The 24,917-nt window shown below is 67.4% G+C and carries 21 protein-coding genes; 10 read left to right on the forward strand and 11 right to left on the reverse strand.

What is annotated here, in order from left to right:
• Positions 1–125 precede the first annotated feature (125 nt).
• From LDO14_RS16895 to ssd, 4 genes are read right to left on the reverse strand one after another with little or no spacing between them, the layout of a single operon-like run.
• A complete protein-coding gene (locus tag LDO14_RS16895; RefSeq protein WP_018768958.1) occupies positions 126–731 on the reverse strand; it encodes a type II secretion system F family protein in 606 nt (201 codons plus the stop codon).
• Complete coding sequence (locus LDO14_RS16900) at positions 728–1,525, reverse strand: hypothetical protein (protein WP_018768959.1); 798 nt, start codon at positions 1,523–1,525, stop codon at positions 728–730. The genes LDO14_RS16895 and LDO14_RS16900 overlap by 4 nt, the downstream gene beginning before the upstream one ends.
• Complete coding sequence (locus LDO14_RS16905; RefSeq protein WP_018768960.1) at positions 1,522–2,826, reverse strand: TadA family conjugal transfer-associated ATPase; 1,305 nt, start codon at positions 2,824–2,826, stop codon at positions 1,522–1,524. Before LDO14_RS16905 ends, LDO14_RS16900 begins: the two co-directional genes overlap by 4 nt.
• Positions 2,823–3,857, reverse strand: coding sequence for a septum site-determining protein Ssd (gene ssd / locus LDO14_RS16910; RefSeq protein ID WP_018768961.1), 1,035 nt, complete (start codon positions 3,855–3,857; stop codon positions 2,823–2,825). Before ssd ends, LDO14_RS16905 begins: the two co-directional genes overlap by 4 nt.
• 358 nt (positions 3,858–4,215) lie before the next feature.
• Here ssd and LDO14_RS16915 point away from each other — a divergent pair, with 358 nt between their 5' ends.
• A complete protein-coding gene (locus tag LDO14_RS16915; RefSeq protein WP_026265717.1) occupies positions 4,216–5,952 on the forward strand; it encodes a bifunctional 3'-5' exonuclease/DNA polymerase in 1,737 nt (578 codons plus the stop codon).
• Positions 5,953–6,117: 165 nt separating this feature from the next.
• A complete protein-coding gene (locus tag LDO14_RS16920; RefSeq protein WP_018768963.1) occupies positions 6,118–6,309 on the forward strand; it encodes a DUF1508 domain-containing protein in 192 nt (63 codons plus the stop codon).
• A 3-nt stretch (positions 6,310–6,312) separates the two neighbouring features.
• Here the strand turns inward: LDO14_RS16920 and LDO14_RS16925 are convergent, their stop codons facing one another.
• The 3 genes from LDO14_RS16925 to LDO14_RS16935 are packed head-to-tail and all read right to left on the reverse strand — an operon-like array spanning position 6,313 to position 9,231.
• Positions 6,313–6,990 (reverse strand): CoA pyrophosphatase, encoded by a 678-nt coding sequence (locus tag LDO14_RS16925; RefSeq protein ID WP_056392582.1) that lies wholly within the window; start codon positions 6,988–6,990, stop codon positions 6,313–6,315.
• Positions 6,987–7,781, reverse strand: coding sequence for an endonuclease III (gene nth / locus LDO14_RS16930; protein ID WP_018768965.1), 795 nt, complete (start codon positions 7,779–7,781; stop codon positions 6,987–6,989). The genes LDO14_RS16925 and nth overlap by 4 nt, the downstream gene beginning before the upstream one ends.
• A 43-nt stretch (positions 7,782–7,824) precedes the next feature.
• A complete protein-coding gene (locus tag LDO14_RS16935; protein WP_223992636.1) occupies positions 7,825–9,231 on the reverse strand; it encodes a hypothetical protein in 1,407 nt (468 codons plus the stop codon).
• A 409-nt stretch (positions 9,232–9,640) separates the two neighbouring features.
• Here LDO14_RS16935 and acs point away from each other — a divergent pair, with 409 nt between their 5' ends.
• Positions 9,641–11,662 carry an acetate--CoA ligase gene (gene acs / locus LDO14_RS16940; protein WP_018768966.1) on the forward strand — a complete coding sequence of 674 codons (2,022 nt, stop codon included), beginning with the start codon at positions 9,641–9,643 and terminating at the stop codon, positions 11,660–11,662.
• Between the two features lie 90 nt (positions 11,663–11,752).
• Positions 11,753–12,550, forward strand: a complete 798-nt coding sequence (locus LDO14_RS16945; protein ID WP_018768967.1) for a DeoR/GlpR family DNA-binding transcription regulator — start codon at positions 11,753–11,755, stop codon at positions 12,548–12,550.
• On the opposite strand, the gene LDO14_RS16950 is transcribed toward LDO14_RS16945, so the two are convergent.
• Complete coding sequence (locus LDO14_RS16950) at positions 12,547–13,569, reverse strand: LacI family DNA-binding transcriptional regulator (protein ID WP_018768968.1); 1,023 nt, start codon at positions 13,567–13,569, stop codon at positions 12,547–12,549. The genes LDO14_RS16945 and LDO14_RS16950 overlap by 4 nt on opposite strands.
• A 10-nt stretch (positions 13,570–13,579) precedes the next feature.
• On the reverse strand, positions 13,580–14,785 hold the full coding sequence (locus LDO14_RS16955; protein ID WP_018768969.1) for a Gfo/Idh/MocA family oxidoreductase: 1,206 nt from the start codon (positions 14,783–14,785) through the stop codon (positions 13,580–13,582).
• Between the two features lie 181 nt (positions 14,786–14,966).
• Here LDO14_RS16955 and LDO14_RS16960 point away from each other — a divergent pair, with 181 nt between their 5' ends.
• The 5 genes from LDO14_RS16960 (at position 14,967) to aroQ (ending at position 21,147) form a co-directional block, all read left to right on the forward strand.
• Positions 14,967–15,899 carry a sugar ABC transporter permease gene (locus LDO14_RS16960; RefSeq protein WP_018768970.1) on the forward strand — a complete coding sequence of 311 codons (933 nt, stop codon included), beginning with the start codon at positions 14,967–14,969 and terminating at the stop codon, positions 15,897–15,899.
• A 10-nt stretch (positions 15,900–15,909) separates the two neighbouring features.
• The gene (locus LDO14_RS16965) at positions 15,910–16,833 is read left to right on the forward strand and encodes a carbohydrate ABC transporter permease (RefSeq protein WP_018768971.1); all 924 of its coding nucleotides are present in this window, start codon (positions 15,910–15,912) and stop codon (positions 16,831–16,833) included.
• A gap of 76 nt (positions 16,834–16,909) precedes the next feature.
• Positions 16,910–18,256 carry a sugar ABC transporter substrate-binding protein gene (locus LDO14_RS16970; protein WP_134164153.1) on the forward strand — a complete coding sequence of 449 codons (1,347 nt, stop codon included), beginning with the start codon at positions 16,910–16,912 and terminating at the stop codon, positions 18,254–18,256.
• A 152-nt stretch (positions 18,257–18,408) separates the two neighbouring features.
• Positions 18,409–20,601 (forward strand): alpha-galactosidase, encoded by a 2,193-nt coding sequence (locus tag LDO14_RS16975; protein ID WP_018768973.1) that lies wholly within the window; start codon positions 18,409–18,411, stop codon positions 20,599–20,601.
• An 81-nt stretch (positions 20,602–20,682) separates the two neighbouring features.
• Positions 20,683–21,147 carry a type II 3-dehydroquinate dehydratase gene (aroQ, locus tag LDO14_RS16980; RefSeq protein WP_018768974.1) on the forward strand — a complete coding sequence of 155 codons (465 nt, stop codon included), beginning with the start codon at positions 20,683–20,685 and terminating at the stop codon, positions 21,145–21,147.
• Positions 21,148–21,157: 10 nt separating this feature from the next.
• Here aroQ and LDO14_RS16985 read toward each other — a convergent pair whose 3' ends face one another.
• A complete protein-coding gene (locus LDO14_RS16985) occupies positions 21,158–22,342 on the reverse strand; it encodes a MarP family serine protease (RefSeq protein WP_223992638.1) in 1,185 nt (394 codons plus the stop codon).
• A 195-nt stretch (positions 22,343–22,537) separates the two neighbouring features.
• Between LDO14_RS16985 and LDO14_RS16990 the strand changes: the two genes are divergently transcribed.
• The gene (locus LDO14_RS16990; protein ID WP_011775987.1) at positions 22,538–23,215 is read left to right on the forward strand and encodes a Crp/Fnr family transcriptional regulator; all 678 of its coding nucleotides are present in this window, start codon (positions 22,538–22,540) and stop codon (positions 23,213–23,215) included.
• A 131-nt stretch (positions 23,216–23,346) separates the two neighbouring features.
• On the opposite strand, the gene LDO14_RS16995 is transcribed toward LDO14_RS16990, so the two are convergent.
• On the reverse strand, positions 23,347–24,885 hold the full coding sequence (locus LDO14_RS16995) for an alpha-N-arabinofuranosidase (RefSeq protein ID WP_018768976.1): 1,539 nt from the start codon (positions 24,883–24,885) through the stop codon (positions 23,347–23,349).
• Positions 24,886–24,917: the final 32 nt, after the last annotated feature.

A 24,917-nucleotide genomic window follows, 5' to 3' on the forward strand; every position in this document is an offset into this window, starting at 1 on the left:
TGTCTTGACTCTTCCCCGCCCAGCGGGAGCAGGTAAGGGAGGGGATGCGCTAAGTGGAAAAGGTGGGCCGTCCCGGTGTTGTGGAGGAAGGGATCGGCCTTCGCGGTGGCCACGGCAGCGGCAGGTTATCCGGTGGGAACCAGGGCAAGCAGCACGGGGACGACGCCAAGGCAGATAAAGGCAGGGAGTGAACACAGGCCCAGCGGAACTACCAGCTTCACGCCAAGCGAAGCGGCCCGCTTTTCCGCGGCCCGGAACCGTTCCCGGCGAAGCCTTGCTGCCTGGGCGTAGAGGATTGCAGACGATGGCGCCCCCGTGAGCGCGGCGAAGCCCAGCGCATCCCGGAGCTCCAGGATTTCGGGGAGCCGGACGGCGGAGCTGCGCCACGCTGTTTCCCAGTCGGCCCCGATGGCCAGCGCCGAGACCACCGGCCGCAGTGAGTCCCTGTACTGCGGCGCGGCCGAGGCAGCCACCAGTTCGAGCGATCGCCCGATGCCGGCTCCGGCATCCAGCATCGCCGCCACGAGTTCGAGCATCATGGCAGTGTCCTTCAAGCCTTCGCCGCGGCTCCCTGCGGGCCACTCGGCTTCGGCCACCTGCTGCGCCCCCGGGACGGCATGAAACAGGTGGCGGAGCCGGTGACACGACCGGTTAAAGCCGGAACAGGCAAGCCAGGCACTTGCGGCGAGCAGCAGGAACAGTGCAAAGCCTGCAGCCAAACCCGGGGTCATGGCACTCCTGTCCCTGCGGCCGCCGCAACAAGCCTGGCGGACCACGCCCTTCCTGCTGCCGTGAGCACCGCGCCACTGAACAATGCGGCCAGTCCCAGGGGTGTTCCCAGCAGGGTGGCCAATGGATCCACGCCCAGGGCAGCACCCAGTCCAAGACCCATCAATGGAAGCCAGGTCAAGAGACGGACCGTGGCTTTGGGGCCGGCGAGGGCGGTCTGCCTGGCTGCATCCGCATCATCCTCCGCTTCCAGCTGGGCCACGAACCGGGTCAGCACGTCGGCGAGCGGACATCCACTGGCTTCGGCTATGTCAAAGCAGGCAGCAAGCTCAGACCAGGTCCTGGCCTCCCGGTCCCTGTGAGGCAACGCCGTGGAAACCGCACGCCGGATGGCCTCCGAGACAGGGGCTCCGGTTGCCGCGGCCGCGCGTGCGGAAGCCAGGACGGCAGTTGAACCCTCTGACAGCGCTGGGGATGGGAGCGCCGCGTGGTCATGCCATTGCCCGTCCTGCGGCGTGCCGTACACGGACCACAGCTCGTCCCACAGCCGCCCGGGTGTCCGGCCGCCCCTGAGCAGCGCCGCCAGCTGCTGCACCACCAGGGTCAGTCCAGGGCCCCGCATTTTCGCCGAGCCCCGTCCGCCTGCGCTGCCCCAGCGCAGTATCCGGCTCTGCCGGGATCCCGGTGCCTTCTGGCTGCTGCCGCCTGCTGCACGCAACCTGGACGCAGCATCCAGGGGCGGCTTCAGGAGCAGCACCACAGCGGCGCCCAGAACTCCGATGAGGAGGATCGTCACAGGGTGACCCCGGAGTCCATTCCCAAACGGGCAGCCAGCGCCGGCCATGCGGGACCCGCCACCCCCGATTCTTCAACCGCCGGCACCACCGTCAGCCCCTCCGGGCCGTCGCCGATAAGTCCGATGCAAAGGACTTCCCTCCCCCGGGACGTCCTGCCCACGTGGATCACAGCGTCAAGGGCGCTGGCAGCCTGGAGCCGAACAGCCTCGGGTCCCAGCCCGGCGAGCGCGCCCAGGGCGTTGAGCCTGGCGGGGACTGCTGCTGCCGTGTTGGCGTGGATGGTTCCTCCACCGCCGCTGTGCCCGGTGTTCATCGCGGTAAGGAGCTCGCGGACTTCCGCGCCCCGGCACTCGCCCACCACCAACCTGTCCGGACGCATGCGAAGTGCCTGCCTGACGAGTTCCCCCAGGTCCACTGTCCCGCCGCCTTCGAGGTTTCCGTGCCGTGATTCCAACGCGACTACGTGCGGGTGGACAGGATTCAGTTCGGACGCATCCTCGATCAGGACCAGCCGCTCCTCCGCCGCACACAATCCCAGGAGCGTAGACAGCAGCGTGGTCTTCCCGGAACCCGTGGCACCGCTGATCAGGAAGCTCAGCCTCCTGTCCACGACCTTCTCAAGCACCGCCTGCACTCCCGGGCCGAACATGCCCCCGGTGCGCAGCTCCTCCATGCTGAAGACCTTCTCCCTGCGGATCCGGACGCTCAGCAGCGTCCCGGACGTGGAAACCGGCGGCAACACGGCATGGACACGGTAGCCGCCGGCGAGCCTGACATCGACACAGGGCGAGCCGTCATCGAGGCGGCGCCCGCCTGCAGCGACGAGCCTGCAGGCCAGCGCCCGCAGCTGTGCCTCGCCGTCGAACAGGACGGGGACCCGCTCGATGCCGCGGCCCCGGTCCACCCAGACGGAGTGGGGAGCGTTGACGAAGATGTCGGTGACGGCGGGATCCCGGGTGAGCTCCTGCAGCGGCCCCAGCCCGTTGAGTTCGGCACTGATCCGCTCTACGGCGGCAAGGGATCCTGCGGTGCCCAACAGCTTGCCGGTGGCCTGGACTGCCGCGGCAACCCGTGACGGCGTCACGGCACCGGCCTCTGCCATCATCGATTCGCGGACGGATTCCAGCAGCCCTGAATCGATGGTCCTGCCGCTGCCGGCGGTTCCCCTGCTGCGCGTCAGGCGGCCTGCCTGGTTTGCTTCCAGGATGCGGACGCTGCGCCGTGAGCCCAGGCCTCCCGCCCCCGCTGCGCTGCCCGCTTTCCCGGCCGGAGCCGACGGATTACCCGGCGCCGGGCTCATGCCAACTCTCCAGCCGGCAGGTCATCGCCAAGCCAATCGAGCACAGATGCAGCGAAGCGCCGGATGTTCCGGCGCTTCCCCAGGTCCAGCAGCCGGCCGGATTCCATGGCTCCGCCGACGCCGCGGACTTCTGGTATCCGGCCCTGGACCGGCAGTCCCACGGCGTCAGCGATCAGCGAACTGTCCAGCGCGGAGCCCGGCCGGCCCCGCACCAGCAGGGCCGCCTCCACCGGCGGAAGCTCCTGCATCAGGCGTACGGCCGCCACTGCTGCCTTCAGTTGTGCGGGTACCACCATCATGATCCGGTCGCAGTCCCAGGCCACCGTATGGAGCGGCTCTGCCCCCCTTCCCACATCGAGCAGGACCAGTTCATAGCCACGGCGCGCAGCATCAAGCACACCTGCTGCGGCTGCGGCGGCGACGGGAAGGGGTTGCTCCCGTGTGGCAGGCCAGGACAGGAAGGAAAAGCCTCCCGCAACGGGTAGGGAATCCGAGAGCTGCAGGGGGTCGATGCTTCCCCTGGCCTCGGCGAGGTCCGGCCATCGGAGCCCGGGGGTTTCCTCTGCTGCGAGCGCCAGCTCCAGGCCGCCACCCCATGGGTCGCCGTCAACCAGCAGGACCCGTACCCCCAGCCCTGCTGCCGCCTGCGCTATCCAGATGGCGGCGGTGGTGGCTCCTGCACCGCCGCAACCCCCCGTGATGCCAAGGACCATTCCGCCCGGGCCCGGCGACCGCGACCGGCTCAGATGGTCTGCCAGCCAGGCGGCGGCATCCGGCAGTACGGCAACACGCTCTGCCCCGAGGGCCGCCGCCAGGTGCCAGAGGCTGTCGCCCTCGCCGTCGAGGCCCACCATGACCGCAGGCGTGCTGCGCCGGGGCGGCAGTTCACGCACGTCACTGCCCACCAGGACGGCAGCTGCCGCCTCCCAGTAGCGGCCTGCCTCCACTGCGTCCGGGACAACGTGCAGGTGCGCGCCGGCGGCTGCCACAATACGCTCCACTTCGGCACGGAGGACGCCGGAGGAGGTCACCAGCAGAACCTCTCCTGCACCATCCGGCCGAATCCCGGCGGGCATTGAACCCCCAGGCATTGAACCCCTGAGCCCTGAACCGACAGGCCTTGAATGCTCCGGCAGCCAGGCGGCCTCGGACGCTTCCCCGCTGTCCGCAACAGGACCCCCGCGGGATGGTGGCGCCGTGTTCGTTGGCCGCCACGAGGAGCCGGAGGCCTGTCCCGGACCGGATGTGGATGCGTTCAGCTGGTGCCTGCTCATGGAGCCACTCTGCCGCGGCGGTGCGGCCTGGTTAAGGGAGCAAGTCCCGTATGTGGACAACCTGCAGCGCGGACACCTCAACGAGGCACAGCCTCCAACAAGGCACAATGGGAACATGTACCTGCTGCTCGCCGCCCACCCCCGCGGCGCGGCGCTCCAGGAACTGACGCAGGCGGGCCTCGCCCAGCCGGCCAATCCCGAACCCCGCGTTGTGGCACTCACCGACCTTGCCGCCGTCGTCCGCGAACTGGAGGCACGGCGCCCCGGTGGCCAACCGCCCCGCTGGATATGGCACCGGACCCAGGACTGGTACCCGGCGCTGCTCGCATCCGAGGTGGAGGTGGAGCGCTGCTACGACCTCACCCTGTGCGGCAACATCCTGGCCTTCTCGCAGTTCAGCGCGCACACCGACTACGCCCGGAACACGGACAGGGTACCGGTGGAGGATCCCGCTCTTCCGCCAAAGGCGCTGCAGCCGCCGCGTCCCCCTGCAGACCAGGGCGCGCTGTTCGATGATCCCGCAACCGGGCTGCCGCCGGGGGCGCCGCTCGAGGAACTCCGTTCCGAATACGCAGCCCAACAGAGTGCGCTGGCAGGCGTGGGCACGGAGGAAAACCGCCGGAACCGCCTCCAGCTGCTGCTCGCGGCGGAGTCGGCGGCAGCTATTGTGGCCGCCGAGATGCAGCACGCCGGGGTCCCCTGGCGGGAAGACCTGCACGAACAGATCCTGGCCGGCCATCTGGGACCCCGCCCGCCCGCCGGGCAGCGTCCCGTGAAACTGGAGGCGCTGGCGGCGGAGCTGCGCGTCATGCTCAACTCACCCGGGCTCAACCCGGACTCCCCGCAGGACCTGATGCGCGCCCTGCACCGCAACGGGATCGAGGTCAAAAGCACCCGCAAGTGGGAGCTGAGGGAGTCCAGCCACCCCGCCATCGAGCCGTTGCTGGAGTACAAGAGGCTTTCCCGCCTTCACACCGCCAACGGCTGGTCCTGGTTGGACGCGTGGGTGGACGGCGGCCGGTTCCGCCCGGAATACGTGGTGGGAGGCGTGGTGTCGGGCCGCTGGGCATCCCGCGGCGGCGGGGCGCTGCAGATTCCGCGCCAGGTCCGCGGCGCGGTGCACGCCGACCCTGGCCACAAGCTCATCGTTGCGGACGCCTCGCAGCTGGAGCCGCGCGTCCTGGCGGCCCTGGCGCAGGACTCGGCCATGGCTGAGGCGGCGCGGGACCAGGACCTGTACGCCGGGATCGCCGCCAAGGGATTTGGCGGCGACCGGGCCAAGGCGAAGATGGCCCTGCTGGGCGCCATGTACGGCGCCACCTCCGGCGAGGCCGGCCGCCTCATGCCGCAATTGGCCCGCATCTACCCGCGTGCCGTGGACTTTGTGGAGCGGGCGGCGCGGGCGGGCGAAGCGGGCGGGACGGTCACCACCAGGCTGGGCCGCAGCAGCCCTCCGCCGTCCGGGCAGTGGTTCCTCAGCCAGCGCTCGGCCACGGCGGAGGAGCAGCGGAGGGCAGAGTCGATCGCGCGGTCCCGCGGGCGCTTTACCCGGAACTTCGTGGTCCAGGGCTCGGCAGCGGACTGGGCGGCCTGCTGGCTGGCAGAATTGCGACGGCGGCTGCGCGCCTTGCGGCCGGCAGGAACCGGCGGCAGCGGCGGACCTGTGGGGGCCCAACTCGCCTTCTTCCTGCATGACGAAGTCATGGTGCACGCGCCCTCGGACCGCGTCGATGCCTGCATCGCGGCAATCGAGGAATCGGCCAAGGCCGCCAAGGAATTGCTGTTCGGTCCCATCCCGGTGGAGTTCCCCGTCAGCATGGCCGTGGTGGACTCCTACGACCTCGCCAAATAGGGCGGAGCGCCTCCCGTGCTGCCTCTCTTACTGTCGTCGAGACGATAAGTAATCTACCCGGCGGTAGCTATGCGCGCCCGGTGACGGACGTTACAGTCGAAGCGGGGCTGATGCAGACCGGTCCACACGCTGATGCAACGACGCATACCAGGGAGGTCCCCGTCCATGGCGGGAAGATTTGAAATTCACCGTGCAGGCGATGAGTCGTACCGGCTGCGGCTGACCGACGCCGAAGGCAATATCGTTGCGGTGTCACCAACCTTCAGGTCCCTCAGCTTGCTCCGCGACGGGATCAACGCCATGCGCGAGAATGCCGCCACCGGAATCGTGGTGGATTTGCGCCACCAGCAGGCCTGAAAACTAGACCCCGATCGGGTGCAGCCTGGTGCGGTCCCATGGAACGGACCAGCCGAGCTGGTCGAAGAGGCCGCTCAGCACAATGCCGGTGAAGCCCCACACCACCACGCCGTTGACAGTGAAGGCAGGGCTGTCGAACGTGCGGCCTGCGCGGTGGACCGTGGCCATCACCCTGTTGTCCGGGTCCAGGAGGTCCCTGACCGGGACGCGGAATACCTGGGCAGATTCGGCGTAGTCCACCACCCGGACCGGCGACGGCGAGTGCCACCATCCGAGCACCGGCGTCACCAGGAAGTTGCTGTGCGCCAGGCCCAGTTCCTGGAGCGTGCCGAGGACTTCCACCCCGCCGGTGTCCAGTCCGGTTTCCTCCTCGGCTTCCCGAAGCGCAGCCGCCACCGGCGTTTCGCCCCGGTCGATGCTGCCGCCGGGAAACGCCACCTGCCCTGGATGGGAACCCAGGGTGTGGGCGCGCTCCAGGAGCAGGACGTCCAGATCCGCCGGCGCCAGTGGCTTGCCGGACGCGGCCGGGACGTCGTCGAGCACCCCGAAAAGCATCAGGACCGCGGCCCTGCGGGCGCGGGAGGCATCTACTGTCAGTGCAGCCCAGCGTGGATCAGGGGGCCCGGCCGTCCCGGCTTCCGCCCGCTGGACCAGCGCGGCCAGGTCTTCCCTTGCGCTCACGTGGCCCTCGCCTGGGAGGCCATCCGGATCTCCGCAGCCCGCTGCTGTTCAGACAGGTACTGCTCCAGCAACGCCTCGCTGCCGGGCGCAAGTTCATACTTGAGGAGCTTGGCTGCTTTGACGGGGTCGGTCTCCCCCAGGCCATAGCTCGGGCACCAATTAGCCACGGGACAGGCACCACAGGCGGGCTTCCGGGCGTGGCAGACGCGGCGGCCGTGGAAGATCACACGGTGGGACAGCATGGTCCAGTCCCTGCGGTCAAACAACTCCGCCACGTCCTGTTCGATCTGCACAGGGTCCTCGGACTGGGTCCACCCAAACCGCTTGGCCAGCCGGGCGAAATGGGTATCGACGGAAATGCCCGGGATGCCGAAGGCGTTGGCCAGCACCACGTTGGCGGTTTTGCGGCCCACCCCGGGCAAGGTGACCAGGTCTTCCATCCGCCCCGGGACCTCGCCGTCAAAGTCATCCACCAGGCGGGTGCACAGCGCCAGGACGTTCCTCGCTTTGGCGCGGAAGAACCCCGTGGGCTTGAGGATGGTTTCAAGCTCCGTGGGGTCCGCCTCGGCCAGGGACCGGGCATTGGGCCAGCGTGCGAACAGCACTTTGGTGACCTGGTTGACCGTGACGTCGGTGGTCTGGGCGGACAGCACGGTGGCCACCAGCAGTTCGAAGGGGTTGCGGAAGTCCAGTTCCGCGTGGGCGTAGGGATATTTTTCGGCCAGGGCCCGGTGGATGCGCCGTGCCCGCCGTTTCAGCGCCAGGACGGATTCGGACGAAACCACGGGCATCCCCGCGGCCTGCCCGTTCTTGCTGCGTGGCCCGGCCACGGCGTCAGCCGCGCTCGATGTTGCTGAGGTCGCGCAGGACGCCCAGCCGTCCGTCCGTGTGCTGGACCAGGAATTCGTGGCCCCGGTCCTCAAGCGCCAGTACCCAGCCGCCGGGCTCGATCACGAAGGCAGGCGCACCGGTGCGGGGGTCGTAGGCGGTGCGGTGCTGGGCGACGGCGAACCAGAAAGCCTCATGGATGGGCTGCCCGTCGGTCTCGTCATGGCGGGTGGACGGGTCCACTGTCGCGCCGATGGGCTGCTCGGAACGGACCTGCTGGTGGACAGCGGTGGCGGCCGGCGGCTCCCACGCTGCCTGCGGAGCGCCCGCGGCGGGGACGGCACCGTGCTGGGTCTCCTCGGCTGCCGGGGCCGTGGTTGATTCAGGACGGACGACGTCGGCCGCCTGGGTGGGCGGGCCGGCGTCCACATGCGGCGTGCCGGCATCCCGGTCAGCGGCTTCGGGGGTGGATGATACAGGGCTGGTTGATACAGGGGCGGTTGGCGCCGCGGGGGTAGAGGCAGCCGGACCCGCGGCGGTGCCCGCAGCTGGAGCGCCGGCAGCTGCAGCGCCGGTCCCTGCAACGGCAGCCCCGGCATTGGCCACGGGGACGGCGGCAGTGGCGGGCGTGTGGGTGGAACGCGCCGGCGCAGGGTTGGGGCTGGAAGATCCCGGCTCGACGGCGGAGGAACCTGCACCGGCCCCACCGAACAGGGTGGCACCTTTGAAGCCGCCCTTTGACTGGTTGGAGCCGGACTCCGGCTTGGGGGCTTTGGGGGTGCGCGGCTTCCGCAGCGGGACCGCGGCCTCGCGGGCCACAATGTGCGCCGGCGTCTCTGGCCGGTCCTTGAAGTCACCGGAAAGGTACGGCAGGAACCGGCCCAGCACGGTGGCGGCGAAGAGGACGAGCGAGCCGATCAGGCCCACCAGCAGGCTGGTGACGTAGCCGCCTGCAACGGACAGGAAGAAGAAGGCCAGGGCGAAGGAGGCCACAACGGAGGCGAACTGGTCGATCGAGAGCGACCCCACGCGGATCCTTGTGGCGGGTGCCAGGCGGCGCGCCGCGAACAATGCGCTGGCGATCAGCGGCAGGACGATGCCCAGTCCCAGGAAGAACAGGTTGTTGAGGTTCCACAGGTTGTACCGGGCGCCGAAGAGGGGAAGCAGGGACGCGACAAAGAGGATCAGGGTGCCTGCGAAGACGGCCAGGTCGCGCACGGTGAACGGACCGAGGACCGCCTGGTTGGCGTTCGGGTCGATCTTCCCGGAGCCGGCCTTCTGCCCTGCAGCCTGCCCCTTGGCGGCGTTGCCGGCCGGTGTCGCGTGCGCGGATCCTCCCACGGCAGGCCCGGAGGCTCCTGGCCCTGCCTTGGTGTCCGGACCCGTTCGCTGGCCGTAACTCTGCTGGTTCATTCTGCTCTCCTTAGCGTGGCGGCACCGGGCCCGGTCCGGACCCGAAAACTGTGCCGTCTTGACATGCGGTCCGGGCCCGGCAAGGCGCTGTTTGCGCCCGGCCGGAGAGGTCCGAAGTGAAGTCACAATTCCATCTCAGCCTAGTCAACGGCCCGGCCGATCACTAGCTGGGGCAGGCCTCCGGCGGTGCCTGGCGAGTCATGAAGAGACCATTCACCGCATAAAAAATGCCGCTCATGGCCGCGTATGTGACGGGGCACACAGCGGATGCACCGTAAGCATTAGGCTTGGTTGCGGAACAGCTCTTTGCGGTATGCCCGCCCCCGGCTGGAGCCCAATGCCGTGCGATCGGCGGGCCATGCGGTGGCGGCGTCCCGCGCGGCAAAGATCGATGAATGATGAGGTTCACATGTCCCAGGACACTCCCAGCTCCACGGCTACCGTTCCGTCCGCTTCCGCCCAGCCGGCAGGACAGCAAGGCCACCAGGGCGACGCCTTCGCGAACCTGCTGCATGAGACGCGGGCCTTTCCACCCTCCCCGGAATTCGCGGCCGACGCCGTTGTCACCGCCGCCGAGTACGGGGAGGCGAACGCCGACCGGCCCGCGTTTTGGGCGAAGAAGGCCCGGGAGCTGCTGACGTGGTCCAAGGACTTCACACAAGCGCTGGACTGGTCTGATCCGCCGTTCGCCAAGTGGTTCGTTGGCGGCGAAATCAACGCGGCGTACAACGCGCTGGACCGGCATGTGGAGGCCGGCAACGGCGACCGCGTGGCCATCTACTTCGAGGGCGAGCCCGGCGACACCCGCACCTATACCTACGCCCAGCTGACCGAGGAAGTGAAGAAGGCGGCCAACGCTTTCGAGTCCCTGGGCGTTGCCAAGGGTGACCGGGTTGCGGTGTACCTGCCCATGATCCCGGAGGCCGTGATCACGCTGCTGGCATGCGCACGCATCGGCGCGGTCCACTCGGTGGTGTTCGGTGGATTCTCGGCGGAGGCCCTCCGGTCCCGGATCGACGACGCCGAAGCCAAGCTGGTGGTGACCGCCGACGGCACCTACCGCCGAGGCAAGCCGAGCCCCCTGAAGCCGGCCGTCGATGATGCCCTGGCCCACGATGGCCACACGGTCCAGAACGTGGTGGTGGTCAAGCGCAACGGCCAGGACGTGGACTGGCACGAGGGCCGGGACCACTGGTGGGCGGACACGGTGGGGACGGCCAGCGCAGAGCACACCGCAGTGGGCCACGATTCGGAGCACCCGCTCTACATCCTCTACACGTCCGGTACCACCGGGAAGCCCAAGGGCATCCTGCACACCACCGGCGGCTACCTCACCCAGACCGCCTACACCCACAGGGCGGTCTTTGACCTGCATCCGGAAACGGACGTGTACTGGTGCACGGCCGACGTCGGCTGGGTCACCGGCCACTCCTACGTCGCCTACGCCCCGCTCATCAACGGCGCCACGCAGGTCATGTACGAGGGCACGCCGGACTCCCCGCACCAGGGCCGCTGGTGGGAGATCGTGGAAAAGTACAAGGTCTCCATCCTGTACACCGCTCCCACCGCCATCCGCACCTTCATGAAGTGGGGCGCGGAGATCCCGGCGAAGTACGATCTTTCCTCCCTGCGGGTGCTGGGTTCGGTGGGCGAGCCCATCAACCCCGAGGCCTGGATGTGGTACCGCAAGGTAATCGGCGGCGACAAGGCGCCCATCGTGGACACCTGGTGGCAGACCGAAACCGGCGCACAGATGATCGCCCCGCTTCCCGGGGTCACCGCCACCAAGCCCGGCTCCGCCCAGGTGCCGCTGCCCGGTATCGCCGTGGATGTGGTGGATGAAATGGGCGAGTCCGTCCCCAACGGCCACGGCGGTTTCCTGGTGATCCGCGAACCCTGGCCGGCCATGCTGCGCGGCATCTGGGGCGACCCGCAGCGGTTCAAGGACACCTACTGGTCCCGCTTCGAAAACATGTACTTCGCCGGGGACGGCGCCAAGAAGGACGAAGACGGGGACATCTGGCTGCTGGGCCGCGTGGACGACGTCATGAACGTCTCCGGGCACCGGCTCTCCACCACAGAAATCGAATCCGCCCTGGTGAGCCACCCCGCCGTGGCGGAGGCCGCCGTCGTGGGCGCCACGGACGAAACCACCGGCCAGGCCGTGGTTGCGTTCGTGATCCTCCGCGGCGATGCCGTGAACCACGGCGACGCCACCGTACAGGAGCTGCGCAACCACGTGGGCAAGGAAATCGGGCCCATTGCCAAGCCCAAGAACATCCTGGTGGTGCCCGAACTGCCCAAGACCCGGTCCGGCAAGATCATGCGCCGGCTCCTCAAGGACGTGGCGGAAGGCCGCGACCCGGGCGACGCCACCACGCTGTCCGACCCCACGATCATGCAGCAGATCGCGGCCAGCCTCCGGAAGTAGCAATACGGCGACGGCGCTTCCCCAGCCGGGGAGGCGCCGTCGCCGTATGCTGGGAGCACCCTTGCCACCCGCGTTGAAGGATCCGCCTCCATGCTGCCTGCCGCCCGACACCAAGCAATCCTGGATGCCGTCCAGCGGGAGCGGGTGGTCCGGGTCTCGGACCTCGCCACCCAGCTTGGCGTCTCGTTGATGACGGTGAGGCGGGACATCGAGCTGCTCGAGGAGGGCGGCAAGCTGGAACGAATCCACGGCGGCGCCAAGCTGCCGGGGGATGCAAGCACGCATGAGCCCGGTTTCGAGCTGAAGTCCACGCAGTTGACCGCGGAGAAGCGCGCCATCGCCGTGGAGGCGGCCGCCCTGGTCCACGAGGGCATGGCGGTCGGCCTGGGTGCCGGCACCACCACGTGGGCATTGGCCAAGGAACTGGTTGGAGGGCCGCGGATCACGGTGGTCACCAACTCTGTCAGGATCGCGGACCTCTTCCACCACGCTGCCTCGTCCGGCTCGGCCCGTTACTCCTCCACCGTGATCCTGGTGGGCGGCGAGCGCACGCCCTCAGACGCCCTGGTGGGGCCCATCGCAACGGGCGCCCTCAAGCAACTGCACCTGGACGTGCTGTTCCTGGGCGTCCACGGGATGGATGCCGAGGCGGGCTTCACCACACCCAACCTGCTCGAAGCCGAAACCGACCGGGCCTTCATGGCAGCAGCGCGCAAGACAGTGGTGCTGGCCGACCACACCAAATGGGGAATGCTGGGCATCAGTTCCATCGCCGCCCTGGATGACGTGGATGAGGTCATCAGCGATTCCGGACTTGGCCCGGAGGCCCGGCGGGTCCTGCAGGAGCGGACCAGGCTGCGCCTGCCCGCCATGCAGTCGGCCGGCTAGGGGCAGCCGCAGGATTGGCGTACGTGCAGTTTGGTGGGAAAGATCCGGTGCCGCGGGTCCTCCCCCCGGCTGGCTCCAACGAGTGCCGCCACGGCAGCCTCCGCCATGGCCGCCACCGGCTGCTCAACGGTGGTCAGCGGCGGCCAGGAGTATTCAGAGTCGGCCGAGCCGTCAAAAGACGCCACGGCAATGTCGCCCGGAACAGACAGTCCCGCTTCATGGATGGCCCGCAGCAGTCCAATCCCCTGCATATCGGACGTGGCGAAGACGGCCGTTGGCCGGTTCACTGACGCCAGGAGGCGTTGCCCGGCCACGTACCCTCCGGGCCGGGTGAAGGCACTGTAGGCAATGGGCCCCTCGGGCAGACCAGCTTCCTGGAGCGCTTGCCGCCAACCTACTTCACGGCCGTCGGTCTCCCCGGAGACGTTGGTTCCCATGGCCAGGCCGATGTTGGTGTGGCCATGGCTGATCAGGTGTTCCACCGCGATCCTGGCTCCGGCCGCCAGGTCCACACCGATGCTGTTGAAGCCCGGGGCGTCACGTTCCTGGTTGAGCAGCACGGACGGGATGTCCGCCGTTTCCAGCGCCTCGAGATCGGGTTCGAAAAGGACGCTGGCCAGCAGGACGCCGTCCACCTGCCGGGCGGCGAGGTTCCGGATGTTGCGGCGTTCCTTGGCCAGGTTTCCGTCCGAGTTGCTCAACACCAGCGCGTACCCCAGGTCTGCGGCGGCATCCTCCACGGCGTGCGAAAACAGTGAGAAGAACGGGTTCGAGATGTCCGGGACGATAAGCCCCAGGGTCTCGCTTGAGCCGAGCTTCAGCGCCCGCGCGGCGGCGTTGGGCCGGTAGCCCAGGACGCGGATGGCGTCCTGGACCTTGGCTTCGGTTGCCGGCGCCACTTTCTTGGGTCCGCCATTGACCACGTAACTGACGACGGCGGTGCTGACGCCGGCATAGCGCGCCACATCCTTGCGGGTCACCGGGCCGCCGCGGGAGGCCTGCGCGGCCGGGGAAGTCATGCTGTCCATGCTAACCACTCATACCCGGCGCATCCCCAAAGTCACGGATGGGAAGCCGTACGCCGTTTTGCAGGGCGGACTGGTGGGCCACGATGCCCGGGAGGGTGAAGCGGGCGGCCACCCACGCATTCACGGGCGGCAGTGTGCCGTCATTGACCGCCGTGACGAAGTCGTCCACCAGGAAATGGTGGCTTCCCTCGTGCCCGTTCGGTGCGCCGCGGAACTCCTCAGGCAACCGTCCGGCGTCGTGGACGGGAGCGAGTCCCGACACGAATGCGTCCCGGAGTTCCGGGGCCACGTTGGCCAGTGAGGGATCGTCCAGGGACATGCTGGGCCGGGTTTCCATCTGCTCGGAGATGTCGTGGACATTCTGTTTGTCCTGCCAGACGGTGACCCTGGCGAGCTGTTCAAAGCTTGCCTCCGTGCCAAAAAACCGGAAGCGCGATTCGCGGATGTGGGACGGATAGCCCACGCGGCGCATCTCGTTGGTGCGCATCACGCCGCCGTCGTTCAGTTCAAAGAGCGCCGTGGCGTTGGAGAAGTCATTGCCGAACATGCTGACGTCCTTGTCGAATACCCCGTCATCCCGCTGGTCCTTGACGCCCACGCAGCTGACGCTGACGGCGTGCGCCGGGATGGCCCCCAGCACCCCGCCGATCGCATGGGTGGGGTAGAGCATTGGCGGGTAGCTTGCCGTCTCCTTCCACCGCTCGCCCCCGCTGTACTGGTAGGCGTCATAAAAGCCGAGGTCCATGTCGTGGACGTAGTCGCCTTCGGAGTAGAAGACCCGGCCAAACCTGCCGGCCGCCTGCTGTTCGCGGGCATACACGGTGGCGGGGTTGTAGTAGCTGGTCTCACCCATCATGTACACCTTGCCGGTGTCCCGGACGGCCTGGATGATGCGGGCGATCTCCTCTTCGGCAACCGCCATGGGCACGGCTGAGTAGACGTGCTTGCCGGCGCGGAGAGCACGCTCCACCAGGGGTCCGTGCGTCCAGCGCTGGGTGAAGACCGCCACGGCGTCGACGTCGGAGGCCAGAAGGGCGTCAAAGTCGGGCACGACGCCGGCAAGATCCAGCCTTCGGACCACGGATTCAGCCCGCTCCGGCAGCTCGTCCACAACATAGACCGCACTGACGCCGGGATGCAGGTTGAACAGGTGTGCGAACTGGCTGCCGAACTGGCCCGCGCCCACGATGCCGATGGAGAACGTCATTGTTGCCTTCCGATTGAAGTTTATCCGAGTGTTTCATCCGCATCTACTCGAGTCAATATCCAGTCACTGGCGTAATTGCCCTGGTTTTGAAACATTGAAATAAGCCCTTGCCGTCGAATATCTACTCGTGTAGATTTCTTTCCAGCCTGTTACTTCCATCACACTCAGGAAAGGGTCGACGATGACCACCCTTACCAGGAACGCCAGCCCGGCAGTGCACGCAGCGCACCGGCCGCTGAAGCGCCGGGGACAGAGCGACCTGAAGATCGCATTGTTCTTCATAGCCCCGGCGATGATCGGATTTATCGTTTTCTACCTGGTGCCCACCCTGCGGGGCATCTACCTCAGCTTCACCGAATACAGCATCCTCGGCGACCCGACGTGGATCGGTGCCGCCAACTATGAGGCCATCGCCAAGGACCCCCTGTTCTGGAATGCGCTGGCTGTCACCGGGCAGTACGTCCTAATCAACATCCTCCTCCAGACCACGCTCGCGCTGGGGCTTGCCCTGCTGATGCACCGGGTAGCCAAATCAACCGTGATCCGCGGCGCGCTTCTGCTGCCGTACCTGATGGCGAACGTGATCGCCGCCCTCCTCTGGTTCTGGCTCCTGGACTACCAGATCGGCATCGTCAACTACTTCATCGACGCCATCGGCCTGCCCAAGGTGGCATTCTTCGGCAGCGAGGAATGGGCCATCCCCACCCAGGCCCTCATCAACACCTGGCGGCACATGGGCTACACCGCCCTGCTGCTGTTCGCCGGCCTGCAGGCCATTCCCAGCCACGTCTACGAAGTGGCCAACCTGGACGGCGCCTCACCCTGGCAAACATTCCGCAAGATCACCATGCCGCTGCTGCGCCCGGTGCTCGCGCTGGTCCTGATCGTCACCGTCATCGGTTCCTTCCAGGTGTTCGACACCGTTGCCGTCACCACCCTGGGCGGACCCGTCAATGCCAGCCGGGTGCTGCAGTTCTACATCTACCAAAAGGCCTTCACGGAATCGGACTTCGGCTACGGCTCCGCCCTGGCGGTCATCCTCTTCGTCATCCTCGCCCTGGTGGCCTTCATCCAGATGAAGTTCCTCAAGGGCAACGAATCAGACCTGGATTAAGGACACTTCCATGACCACCGCAAAAGTCTCCGCACCCGCCCGGCCCGCCACCCGGCGTCGTCCGTTCAACTGGCGCCGCACCGCCGCCTGGTTCCTTGTGGCCATCGCCGTGGCTGTCTCGGTACTCCCCTTCTACTGGATCCTCCGGACGGCACTGTCCACCAACGGGGCCCTGGCCGGCAACGCCACCAACCTGCTGCCCGCAGAATTCAGCCTGGGCGCATTCCAGCGCGTCTTCGGCCTGCAGTCCCCCGAAGAGGCAGTGGCCCAGGGCGGATCCGGCGCGCAAATCGACTTCTGGATCTACCTGCGCAACTCCGTGCTCTTTGCCTCCATCACCACCACCGGCGCAGTGTTCTTCAGCGCCATGGCCGCCTACGCCTTCGCCCGGCTGCGGTGGCGGGGACGGAACCTGGTCTTCAGCCTGTTCCTGGCCACCATGATGGTGCCGCCGATCTTCACCGCGCTGCCCAACTTCCTCCTGATCAAGAACCTGGGCCTGCTCAACACCATGGCGGGGCTGGTACTCCCCTACATCTTCATGACCCCGTTCGCCATTTTCTTCCTCCGGCAGTTCTTCCTGAACATGTCCCGCGAGGTGGAGGAAGCGGCAATGCTCGACGGCGCCAAGCACCTTCGGATCTTCTTCCAGATCATCCTGCCAAACGCCGCCGCCCCCATCGCCACCCTGGCCCTGCTCACCTTCATCGGCCAGTGGAACGAGTACTTCTGGCCGCTGCTGGTGGGCCAGGAGGAGTCCGTCCGCGTCCTCACGGTGGGCCTGGGCGTGTTCAAGTCCCAATCGCCGCAGGGAGCGCCGGACTGGTCCGGCCTCATGGCAGCCACGCTGGTCTCCGCCCTTCCCGTCCTGATCCTGTTCGCCGTCTTCGGCAAGAAAATCGTCAACTCCATCGGCTTCTCCGGCATCAAGTAATCACCCCTTCCCTCGTAATTCCCCCTCCCGGCGCGCGCCACGGCGGCCTGCCCGGAAGCACCCTGAAAGGACCCCCATGAACCTGAACAAGAAAGCACTCGGCTCCCTCGCAGCAGCCGCGGCAGCAGTCCTGGCCCTCTCCGCCTGCGGAGGCGGCGGCTCCGCGGAAGCCGGCAAGGGCGAGATCAACTACTGGCTCTGGGACGCCAACCAGCTCCCCGCCTACAAGCAGTGCGCCGACGACTTCCACAAGGCCAACCCGGACATCACCGTCAAGGTCACCCAGCGCGGCTGGGACGATTACTGGGGCACCCTGACCAACGGATTCGTGGCAGGCACCGCCCCGGACGTCTTCACCGACCACCTGGGCAAGTACCCCGAATTCATCAAGAACAAGCAGCTGCTCGCCCTGGACGACGCCGTCAAGAAGGACAACATCGACACCGGCATCTACAACTCCGGCCTGGCGGACCTCTGGGTGGGCCAGGACGGCAAGCGCTACGGACTTCCCAAGGACTGGGACACCATCGCGCTGTTCTACAACACCAAACTTGCCGCGGACGCCGGCGTCACCCCGGAGCAGATGGCCAACCTGACGTGGAATCCGAAGGACGGCGGTTCATACGAAAAGACCATCGCCCACCTGACCGTGGACAAGAACGGCAAGCGCGGCGACGAGCCCGGCTTCGACAAGAACAACGTTGCCGTCTACGGGCTCGGCCTCAACGGCTCCGGTTCCGGCCAGGGCCAGACCGAATGGAGCTACCTGACCGGCACCACCGGCTGGACGCACACGGACAAGAACCCGTGGGGCAAGCACTTCAACTACGACGACCCCAAGTTTCAGGAAAGCATCGACTGGTTCGCCGGGCTGGTGGAGAAGGGCTACATGCCCAAGCTCGAAACCACGGTGGGCGCCAGCATGGCCGATACCTTCGCCGCCGGCAAGTCCGTCATCAACGCCAACGGCTCCTGGATGATCGGCCAGTACACCGGCTACAAGGACGTCAAGGTGGGCATCGCCCCCACCCCGGTGGGTGTCAACGGCAAGCGCGCCAGCATGTACAACGGCCTGGCGGACTCCATCTACGCCGGCACCAAGAAGCCCGAAGCCGCCATCAAGTGGGTCGAATACCTCGGCTCCGCCGCCTGCCAGGACGTGGTGGCTTCCAAGGCCGTCGTCTTCCCCGCCATCAAGACCTCCGCAGACAAGGCCGTGGAAGCCTTCAAGGCCAAGGGCGTGGACGTCACCCCCTTCAGCCAGCAGGTCAAGGACGGCACCACGTTCCTCTACCCGATCGCTGACAACGCCGCGAAGGTTGACGGCATCATGAAGCCGGCCATGGACTCCGTGGTCTCCGGCAAATCCAAGGCCAGCTCCCTGACGGCCGCCAACGACCAGGTCAACGCCCTCTTCAAGTAACCCCCGCACGTGGCTGCGTATGTGGTCGCAGCCACCCGGCCGGGTGCCGCCGTCCCCTCCTCGCGGCGGCGGCACCCGGCCTCCCCTTCCCGTGATTTTCCTTTTGCGCGTTCGTGACGACGCAATCCCTGAACACTGAAAGAGACTTCCCTATGGATCCCTTGCACCTCCGTTCCGCCGGCACCAGCCTGGTGATCAGCTTCGACAGCGGAGAGGCCGAAGTCATCCACTGGGGCGCCGAGCTGGGCGCAGACCTGCCGGACCTGGCCATCCTCACGGCTGCGGTGCCGCCCTCGTCGATCGACGTCCGCGTTCCCGCGGGCCTCCTCCCCCAGGCTTCCTCGGCCTGGCGCGGGCGCCCGGCCCTGCGTGGCCACAGGATCACGGACAGCGGCGCCGGCCGGGACTTCTCCTCCCGCCTCCGCGTCACCTCCGTCAGCACCGAAGGATCCTGCGCCACCATCGTGCAGGCCGACGGCGACACGGGCCTGAGCGTCGCCACGTCCCTTGCGCTTCATGCGGGCGGCCTGCTGGAACTGCGCCACACCATCACCAATGAGGGAACCACGCCTTTCCAGGTGGACGAGCTGGCGACCGTCCTGCCCGTGGCACCGGACGCCGTCGAACTCCTTGACCTGACCGGGCGCTGGTGCCGCGAGCGGCATCCCCAGCGCCGCCCCATCCAGCAGGGCACCTGGGTTCGCACCGGCCGACACGGCCGCACCGGCCACGATTCCTCCCTGCTGTTCGCCGCCGGCACCAAGGGCTTCGGCAACCGGCACGGCAGGGTGTGGGCCACCCACCTGGCCTGGAGCGGCAACCATGAACAGTTCGCCGACACCATCGGCGACGGCCGGACCATGATCGGCGGTTCCGAGCTGCTGGGTCCCGCCGAAGTCATCCTTGAACCAGGTGCCCGCTACACCACCCCCGCTTTGTTCGCCGCCTACTCCGACCACGGCCTGGACGGCATTACCGAAGCGTTCTACAGCTGGTTCCGCTCCCGTCCCCACCATGTCCTGCCCGCCGCGTCCACCGGCCTGCCCGCCGGCAAGCCGCGGCCCGTCGTCCTCAACGTCTGGGAGGCCGTCTACTTCAACCACAACCTGGACATCCTGACCGAACTGGCGGAATCGGCCGCCGACCTCGGCGTGGAGCGCTTCGTGCTCGACGACGGCTGGTTCCGCGGCCGCCGGGACGACCATGCAGGCCTGGGCGACTGGTACGTGGACGAAACCCTGTGGCCCAACGGCCTGGCCCCCCTCATCGACGCCGTCACCTCCCGCGGCATGGAGTTTGGGCTGTGGGTTGAACCGGAGATGGTCAACCTTGACTCGGACATCGCGCGCGCCCACCCTGACTGGATCGTGGGCCCGTCGGCGAAGGCACACAAGGACGGCGGCCGGCTGCCCCTGGAGTGGCGCAACCAGCACGTCATCGACCTGGTGAACCCGGACGCGTGGCAGTACATCTACGACCGGATCGACGGGCTCCTGTCCGGCAACAACATCAGCTACCTGAAGTGGGACCAGAACCGCGACCTCGTGGAACACGGCCACGCCGGCGCCCCTTCCGTCCACGCGCAGACCCTCGCCGCGTACCGGTTGTTCGACGAGCTCCGCAAGGCACACCCCGGCGTGGAGATTGAAAGCTGCTCCTCCGGCGGCGCGCGCGTGGACCTGGGCATCCTGGAGCGGACCGACCGGATCTGGGCCTCGGACTGCAACGATGCGCTGGAACGGCAGACCATCCAGCGCTGGACCGGCGCGGTGGTCCCGCCCGAGCTGGTGGGCAGCCACATCGGCCCCACCACGTCGCACACCACCGCCCGCACGCACGACCTGTCCTTCCGGGCCATCACCGCCCTGTTCGGCCACTTTGGCATGGAATGGGACGTCCGGAGCGTCCAGGGCAAGGAGCGCGACGAACTTCGGCGCATCGTGGGCCTGTACAAGGAACACCGGGACCTGATCCACAGCGGCCGCCGGGTCCACGCGGACGTCGCCGATGATGCCTTCCTGCTGCACGGCGTGGTGGCGGACGGGTCCATCGCGGACAGCACGACGGCGGCCCTGTTCGCCGTCGTGGGCACGCGCACCTCTGCCGCGGAGCAGCCCGGACGCATGGGCCTCCCCGGCCTGGAGCCGGAGCGGAATTACCGGGTTGCGGTCCTCGCCCCCGTCCAGGAGGACGCCGACTACGCGCACACCTTCACCCAGGCGCAACCGCCGGCGTGGCTTGCCGGTGGAGCCGTGGCCAACGGCCGTTTCCTCGCGGAGGTAGGGCTGCCGATGCCGGTGCTGAACCCCGAGCATGCCCTGCTGCTGAAGGCGACGGCCCTCTAAACAGCCATCGGACCCCCTGCCCGCCGCGCATCCGGACGTAAGAATGCGCGGCGGGCAGGGCCAACCGATAGATTTGCAGGCATGACTGAAGCCTCCTCCACTGTCGAAGCCGGCCGCGGCACCATCCTGGTCATCAATGGCCCCAACCTGAACCTGCTGGGTACGCGGGAGCCGGAGAAGTACGGCACCTCCACCCTTGCCGATGTGGAGCGGCTGGCCGCTTCCGCCGGAGAGCGGCACGGTTTCGCAGTGGAGTGCGTCCAGTCCAACCACGAAGGCGTCCTGCTGGACACCATCCACGCCGCCCGGGGCACCGCGGTGGGCATTGTCCTGAACGCCGGCGCCTTCACGCACACGTCCGTGGCTCTTCGTGACGCCCTGGCCGCCGTGCAGGTGCCCACCGTCGAGGTGCACATCACCAACGTGCACCAGCGCGAGGAATTCCGGCACCACTCCTACCTGTCGCCGGTCTGCGCGGCGGTGATCGTTGGTGCCGGGGTGTTCGGCTACAAACTTGCCATCGACTACCTGGCCGAGGTCCTGTAGCCGGGAGCCGCTACTTCTGGATGCACTGCCCGGAGGAGACGGGTGTGGACAATGCGGGTGCCTGCTCCGCGACCGGGTCAAGATCGTTCATGGTGATGGCGAACCCCACCTCGGCGTCAGAGGTTGCCTTGGCAAAGACCACCCCGGCCACCTGGCCGTCAGTGGTCAGCAGCGGGCCGCCCGAGTTTCCCGGCTGCACGTCCCCGGCAAGGCGGTAGATGTCCTCCGGGGACGGGTTGTTCCCGTAGATGTCCGGGACCAGGACCGTGGCAATGTCCTGCACGGTGGCGGGCTTGGACTGGAAAGGCCCGCCGTGCGGGTACCCGGCGAACGCGGCCTGGCTGCCGCCGGGCAGGTCGCGGCTCAGCGGCAGCGGCCGGGACGGCAGGTTGTCCACCGCCAGGACCGCCAGATCCCGCTTGGTGTCGAAGTAGACCACGCGGCCGGGCATCGCACCGCCGTCGGGCATCTCCACTACCGGCTGCGACACGCCCGCAACGACGTGGGCGTTGGTCACCACGCGGTCCGGGGAAACCACGAAGCCGCTGCCGGTCTGGTTCTGGCCGCATTCGTAGGCAGTGCCGGCGATCCTCAGGACGGACTGCGCCGCTTTGTTCAGCGCCGGAGTGTTGGTGCTGGTGTTGGGCACCTGGACCGCCTGGCCCTGGTCCAGCCCTTCGATCAACGTGGGAATGCCGTTGCCGATCACGGTGGACCGCAGCTGCGCCATGGTGGCCTTGACGGGGGTGGGGGTGAGCCCGTCGATGAAGCGGATCACCTTGGACTCGGCCAGCTGCCGGGACACGAAAGGCACGCCCAGGGAGCTGACGCTGAACGCCAGCATGGACATGACCAGCGCGGAGACCACCAGGTTCAGCGCCCCGCCCACCAGCCGGTCCACCGCCCGCAAGGGACGGATCCGCACCACGCCGCGCAGTTGCCGCCCGGCCATGGTGCCCAGGCCATGTCCCACGGCCATCAGCACGACGGCGGCGGCGATGATGGCGGTAAGCCTCCACCCGGAGTCCTCGACAAAGGTGCTGACGAGGGGGACGGCAAAGAATGCGGCGATGGCACCGGCAGCAAACCCGGCGAGGCCGCCGACAGTGACCAGGAACCCGTTGCGGAGGCCATAGATCAGGTATGACAGCAGCGCCAGGATCAGGACGATGTCCAGGACAGTCAGGCCGACCACAAAGGCTCCTTATTTACAGTTGAACCCCCATTCTAGTGGCGGACGCTGACAATCTTCTGTGGCGTGCACCGCCCTCCGGCAGACCTGCATTCGGCTGCCCGCAGGCGTTTCGGCTGCCAAGTTCGTCACAGAACGTTGAAAATTCTGAAACAATGGCACAAGCGCCACAGCCGATACTTTTACTCAGGAGATTTCATGGACATCGAGGTACTGCGCCGAGCACCCCTTTTCGCCACGCTCGACGACGACGCATTCCGGCTGCTGACGGACGAGCTCACCGAGGTGGACCTGTCCCGCGGCGCTTCGGTGTTCCGCGAAGGTGACCAGGGTGACCAGCTGTACTTCATCGTCTCCGGCAAGGTAAAGCTTGGCCGCACCTCGCCCGACGGCCGTGAATCGCTCCTGGCCATCCTCGGCCCGGGCGAGCTCTTTGGTGAGATGGCGCTGTTCGACCCCAGCCCCCGCACCGCCACCGCCACCGCGGTCTCCGAAACCCGGCTGGCCGGGCTGAAGAACGAGAGCCTGAACGCCCTGCTGCGCACCCGCCCGGAGGTTTCGGCCCAGCTGCTGCAGGCCCTGGCCCGCCGCCTGCGCCGCACCAACGACTCCCTCTCGGACCTTGTGTTCTCCGACGTCCCCGGCCGCGTGGCAAAGGCGCTGCTGGACCTGGCGGACCGCTTCGGCCGGCCGGCTACCGACGGCGTCCTGGTGGCCCACGAGCTCACGCAGGAAGAACTGGCGCAGCTGGTGGGCGCCTCCCGCGAAACGGTCAACAAGGCCCTGGCCGAGTTCGTCCAGCGCGGCTGGCTGCGCCTCGAAGCCCGCGCGGTGGTCATCCTGGACATGCAGCGCCTCCGCCAGCGCTCCCGCTAGGACCAACAAAAACCAGAACCAAGAAATACCAAGCCCAACAAAAACCAGGCCCAACAGGAAAGGCCGCCCCTCGGGGCGGCCTTTCCTGTGCCTGACCTTTTGTGCCTGACCTTTTGTGCCTGGAACGTGGGTCAGTTCTTCGCCACGTCCAGTTCCACCACAGCCCACGACAGGGCGGGAAGTCCCAGCCGGAGCTCAGATCCTGTTGCCTTGGCTCCCTCAAGCGGCTTCAGGCCCACCCGGTCGGGTTTTTCCTGGTTGTTGATGGTGAAGCGGTCGCCGCCTTCCGGGATCTCGAGCACCTCCGCCCTGACCACCCGCCGTGCGTCGAAGCCCCGCAGGCTGACCTCCACGTCCGCGGCCTCTTCCAGGCCGCGGTTGGCCAGGAACAGGGCCACGCGGCCGGTTTCCTCGTTCCAGGTGGCGCTGACATCCACCAGGTCCGTGTCACCAAACCGGCTGTTGGCGTACTGGTCCGAGTCCACGGACAACCGCAGGATCTGGCCCTTGGCCAGCTCTGCCATCCGGGCGAACGGGTGGAAGATGGTCTGGCGCCAGGCCGGGCCGTTCTCCTCGCTGAAGATCGGGGCGATGACGTTGACCAGCTGCGCCTGGTTGGCGATTTTGACGCGGTCGCCGTGGCGGAGCAGCGAGTTCAGCAGGGTTCCCACCACCACGGCATCCGTCACGTTGTACTTGTCCTCGATAAGCCGGGGGTGCTCGCGCCAGCCGGCCTTGGCGACGTTGCGCAGCTGGTCCTCGGTGTCCCGGCCGCGCTGGTACCAGACATTCCATTCGTCGAAGGAAAGGTTGATGTGTTTCTTGTGCTTTCCCTTCGCCCGGACGGCGTCGGCGGTTGCGATGACTGACTCGATGAAATAGTCGGTGTCGACTGCGCTGGCGAGGAAGCTGCCCACGTCGCCGTCGTGCTCCTGGTAGTAGGCGTGGAGGGAGACGTAGTCCACCTCGTCGTAGGCATGGGTCAGGACAGTCTGCTCCCAGGCGCCGAAGGTGGGCATGCCGGAGTTGGAACTTCCGCAGGCCACCAGTTCAATGTCCGGGTCCACGAAACGCATGGCCTTGGCGGCTTCCTGGGCCAGACGGCCGTATTCCTCTGCGGTCTTGTGGCCGATCTGCCACGGCCCGTCCATCTCGTTGCCCAGGCACCAGAGCTTGATGTTGAACGGATCCTTGTGGCCGTTCTTCGCGCGGAGGTCGGACCAGTAGCTGCCGCCGGGGTGGTTGGCGTACTCGACGATCTCGCGGGCCGCGTCCACTCCCCCGGTGCCCAGGTTGATGGCTTCCATGATTTCTGTGCCGGCCTGGCGGGACCAGTCCACGAATTCGTGGAGGCCGAACGCATTGGTCTCCACGGTGTGCCAGGCGCCGTCCAGCCGGCGGGGCCGGTTTTCGCGGGGGCCGATGCCGTCTTCCCAGTTGTAGCCGGAGACGAAGTTGCCGCCCGGGTAGCGGATGACGGTGGCGCCGAGTTCCTTGACGAGTTTGAGGACGTCCTGCCGGAAGCCGTTTTCATCCGCTTCAGGGTGGCCCGGTTCGTAGATGCCGGTGTAGACGCAGCGGCCCATGTGCTCCACGAAGGAGCCAAAGAGGCGTCGGGGGACTTCGCCGATGGTGAAGTCGCGGTCGAGGGTGATCCGTGCGCGGGACATGTGAGACATCTCCTTGGTTGTGGTTGGTTCGC

It is taken from the genome of Arthrobacter sp. NicSoilB11 (genome assembly GCF_019977375.1).
GTDB lineage: Bacteria > Actinomycetota > Actinomycetes > Actinomycetales > Micrococcaceae > Arthrobacter.

What these genes read in the sequence shown, in the direction of transcription:
- LDO14_RS16920 (WP_018768963.1), top strand. Translation starts at nt 6,118, where the DNA reads ATGGCGGGAAGATTTGAAATTCACCGTGCAGGCGATGAGTCGTACCGG.
- nth (WP_018768965.1), bottom strand. Translation starts at nt 7,781, where the DNA reads ATGCCCGTGGTTTCGTCCGAATCCGTCCTGGCGCTGAAACGGCGGGCA.
- LDO14_RS16935 (WP_223992636.1), bottom strand. Translation starts at nt 9,231, where the DNA reads ATGAACCAGCAGAGTTACGGCCAGCGAACGGGTCCGGACACCAAGGCA.
- LDO14_RS16915 (WP_026265717.1), top strand. Translation starts at nt 4,216, where the DNA reads ATGTACCTGCTGCTCGCCGCCCACCCCCGCGGCGCGGCGCTCCAGGAA.
- LDO14_RS16965 (WP_018768971.1), top strand. Translation starts at nt 15,910, where the DNA reads ATGACCACCGCAAAAGTCTCCGCACCCGCCCGGCCCGCCACCCGGCGT.
- LDO14_RS16945 (WP_018768967.1), top strand. Translation starts at nt 11,753, where the DNA reads ATGCTGCCTGCCGCCCGACACCAAGCAATCCTGGATGCCGTCCAGCGG.
- LDO14_RS16905 (WP_018768960.1), bottom strand. Translation starts at nt 2,826, where the DNA reads ATGAGCCCGGCGCCGGGTAATCCGTCGGCTCCGGCCGGGAAAGCGGGC.
- LDO14_RS16955 (WP_018768969.1), bottom strand. Translation starts at nt 14,785, where the DNA reads ATGACGTTCTCCATCGGCATCGTGGGCGCGGGCCAGTTCGGCAGCCAG.
- LDO14_RS16960 (WP_018768970.1), top strand. Translation starts at nt 14,967, where the DNA reads ATGACCACCCTTACCAGGAACGCCAGCCCGGCAGTGCACGCAGCGCAC.
- LDO14_RS16975 (WP_018768973.1), top strand. Translation starts at nt 18,409, where the DNA reads ATGGATCCCTTGCACCTCCGTTCCGCCGGCACCAGCCTGGTGATCAGC.
- acs (WP_018768966.1), top strand. Translation starts at nt 9,641, where the DNA reads ATGTCCCAGGACACTCCCAGCTCCACGGCTACCGTTCCGTCCGCTTCC.
- LDO14_RS16990 (WP_011775987.1), top strand. Translation starts at nt 22,538, where the DNA reads ATGGACATCGAGGTACTGCGCCGAGCACCCCTTTTCGCCACGCTCGAC.
- LDO14_RS16970 (WP_134164153.1), top strand. Translation starts at nt 16,910, where the DNA reads ATGAACCTGAACAAGAAAGCACTCGGCTCCCTCGCAGCAGCCGCGGCA.
- aroQ (WP_018768974.1), top strand. Translation starts at nt 20,683, where the DNA reads ATGACTGAAGCCTCCTCCACTGTCGAAGCCGGCCGCGGCACCATCCTG.
- LDO14_RS16950 (WP_018768968.1), bottom strand. Translation starts at nt 13,569, where the DNA reads ATGACTTCCCCGGCCGCGCAGGCCTCCCGCGGCGGCCCGGTGACCCGC.
- LDO14_RS16995 (WP_018768976.1), bottom strand. Translation starts at nt 24,885, where the DNA reads ATGTCCCGCGCACGGATCACCCTCGACCGCGACTTCACCATCGGCGAA.
- LDO14_RS16895 (WP_018768958.1), bottom strand. Translation starts at nt 731, where the DNA reads ATGACCCCGGGTTTGGCTGCAGGCTTTGCACTGTTCCTGCTGCTCGCC.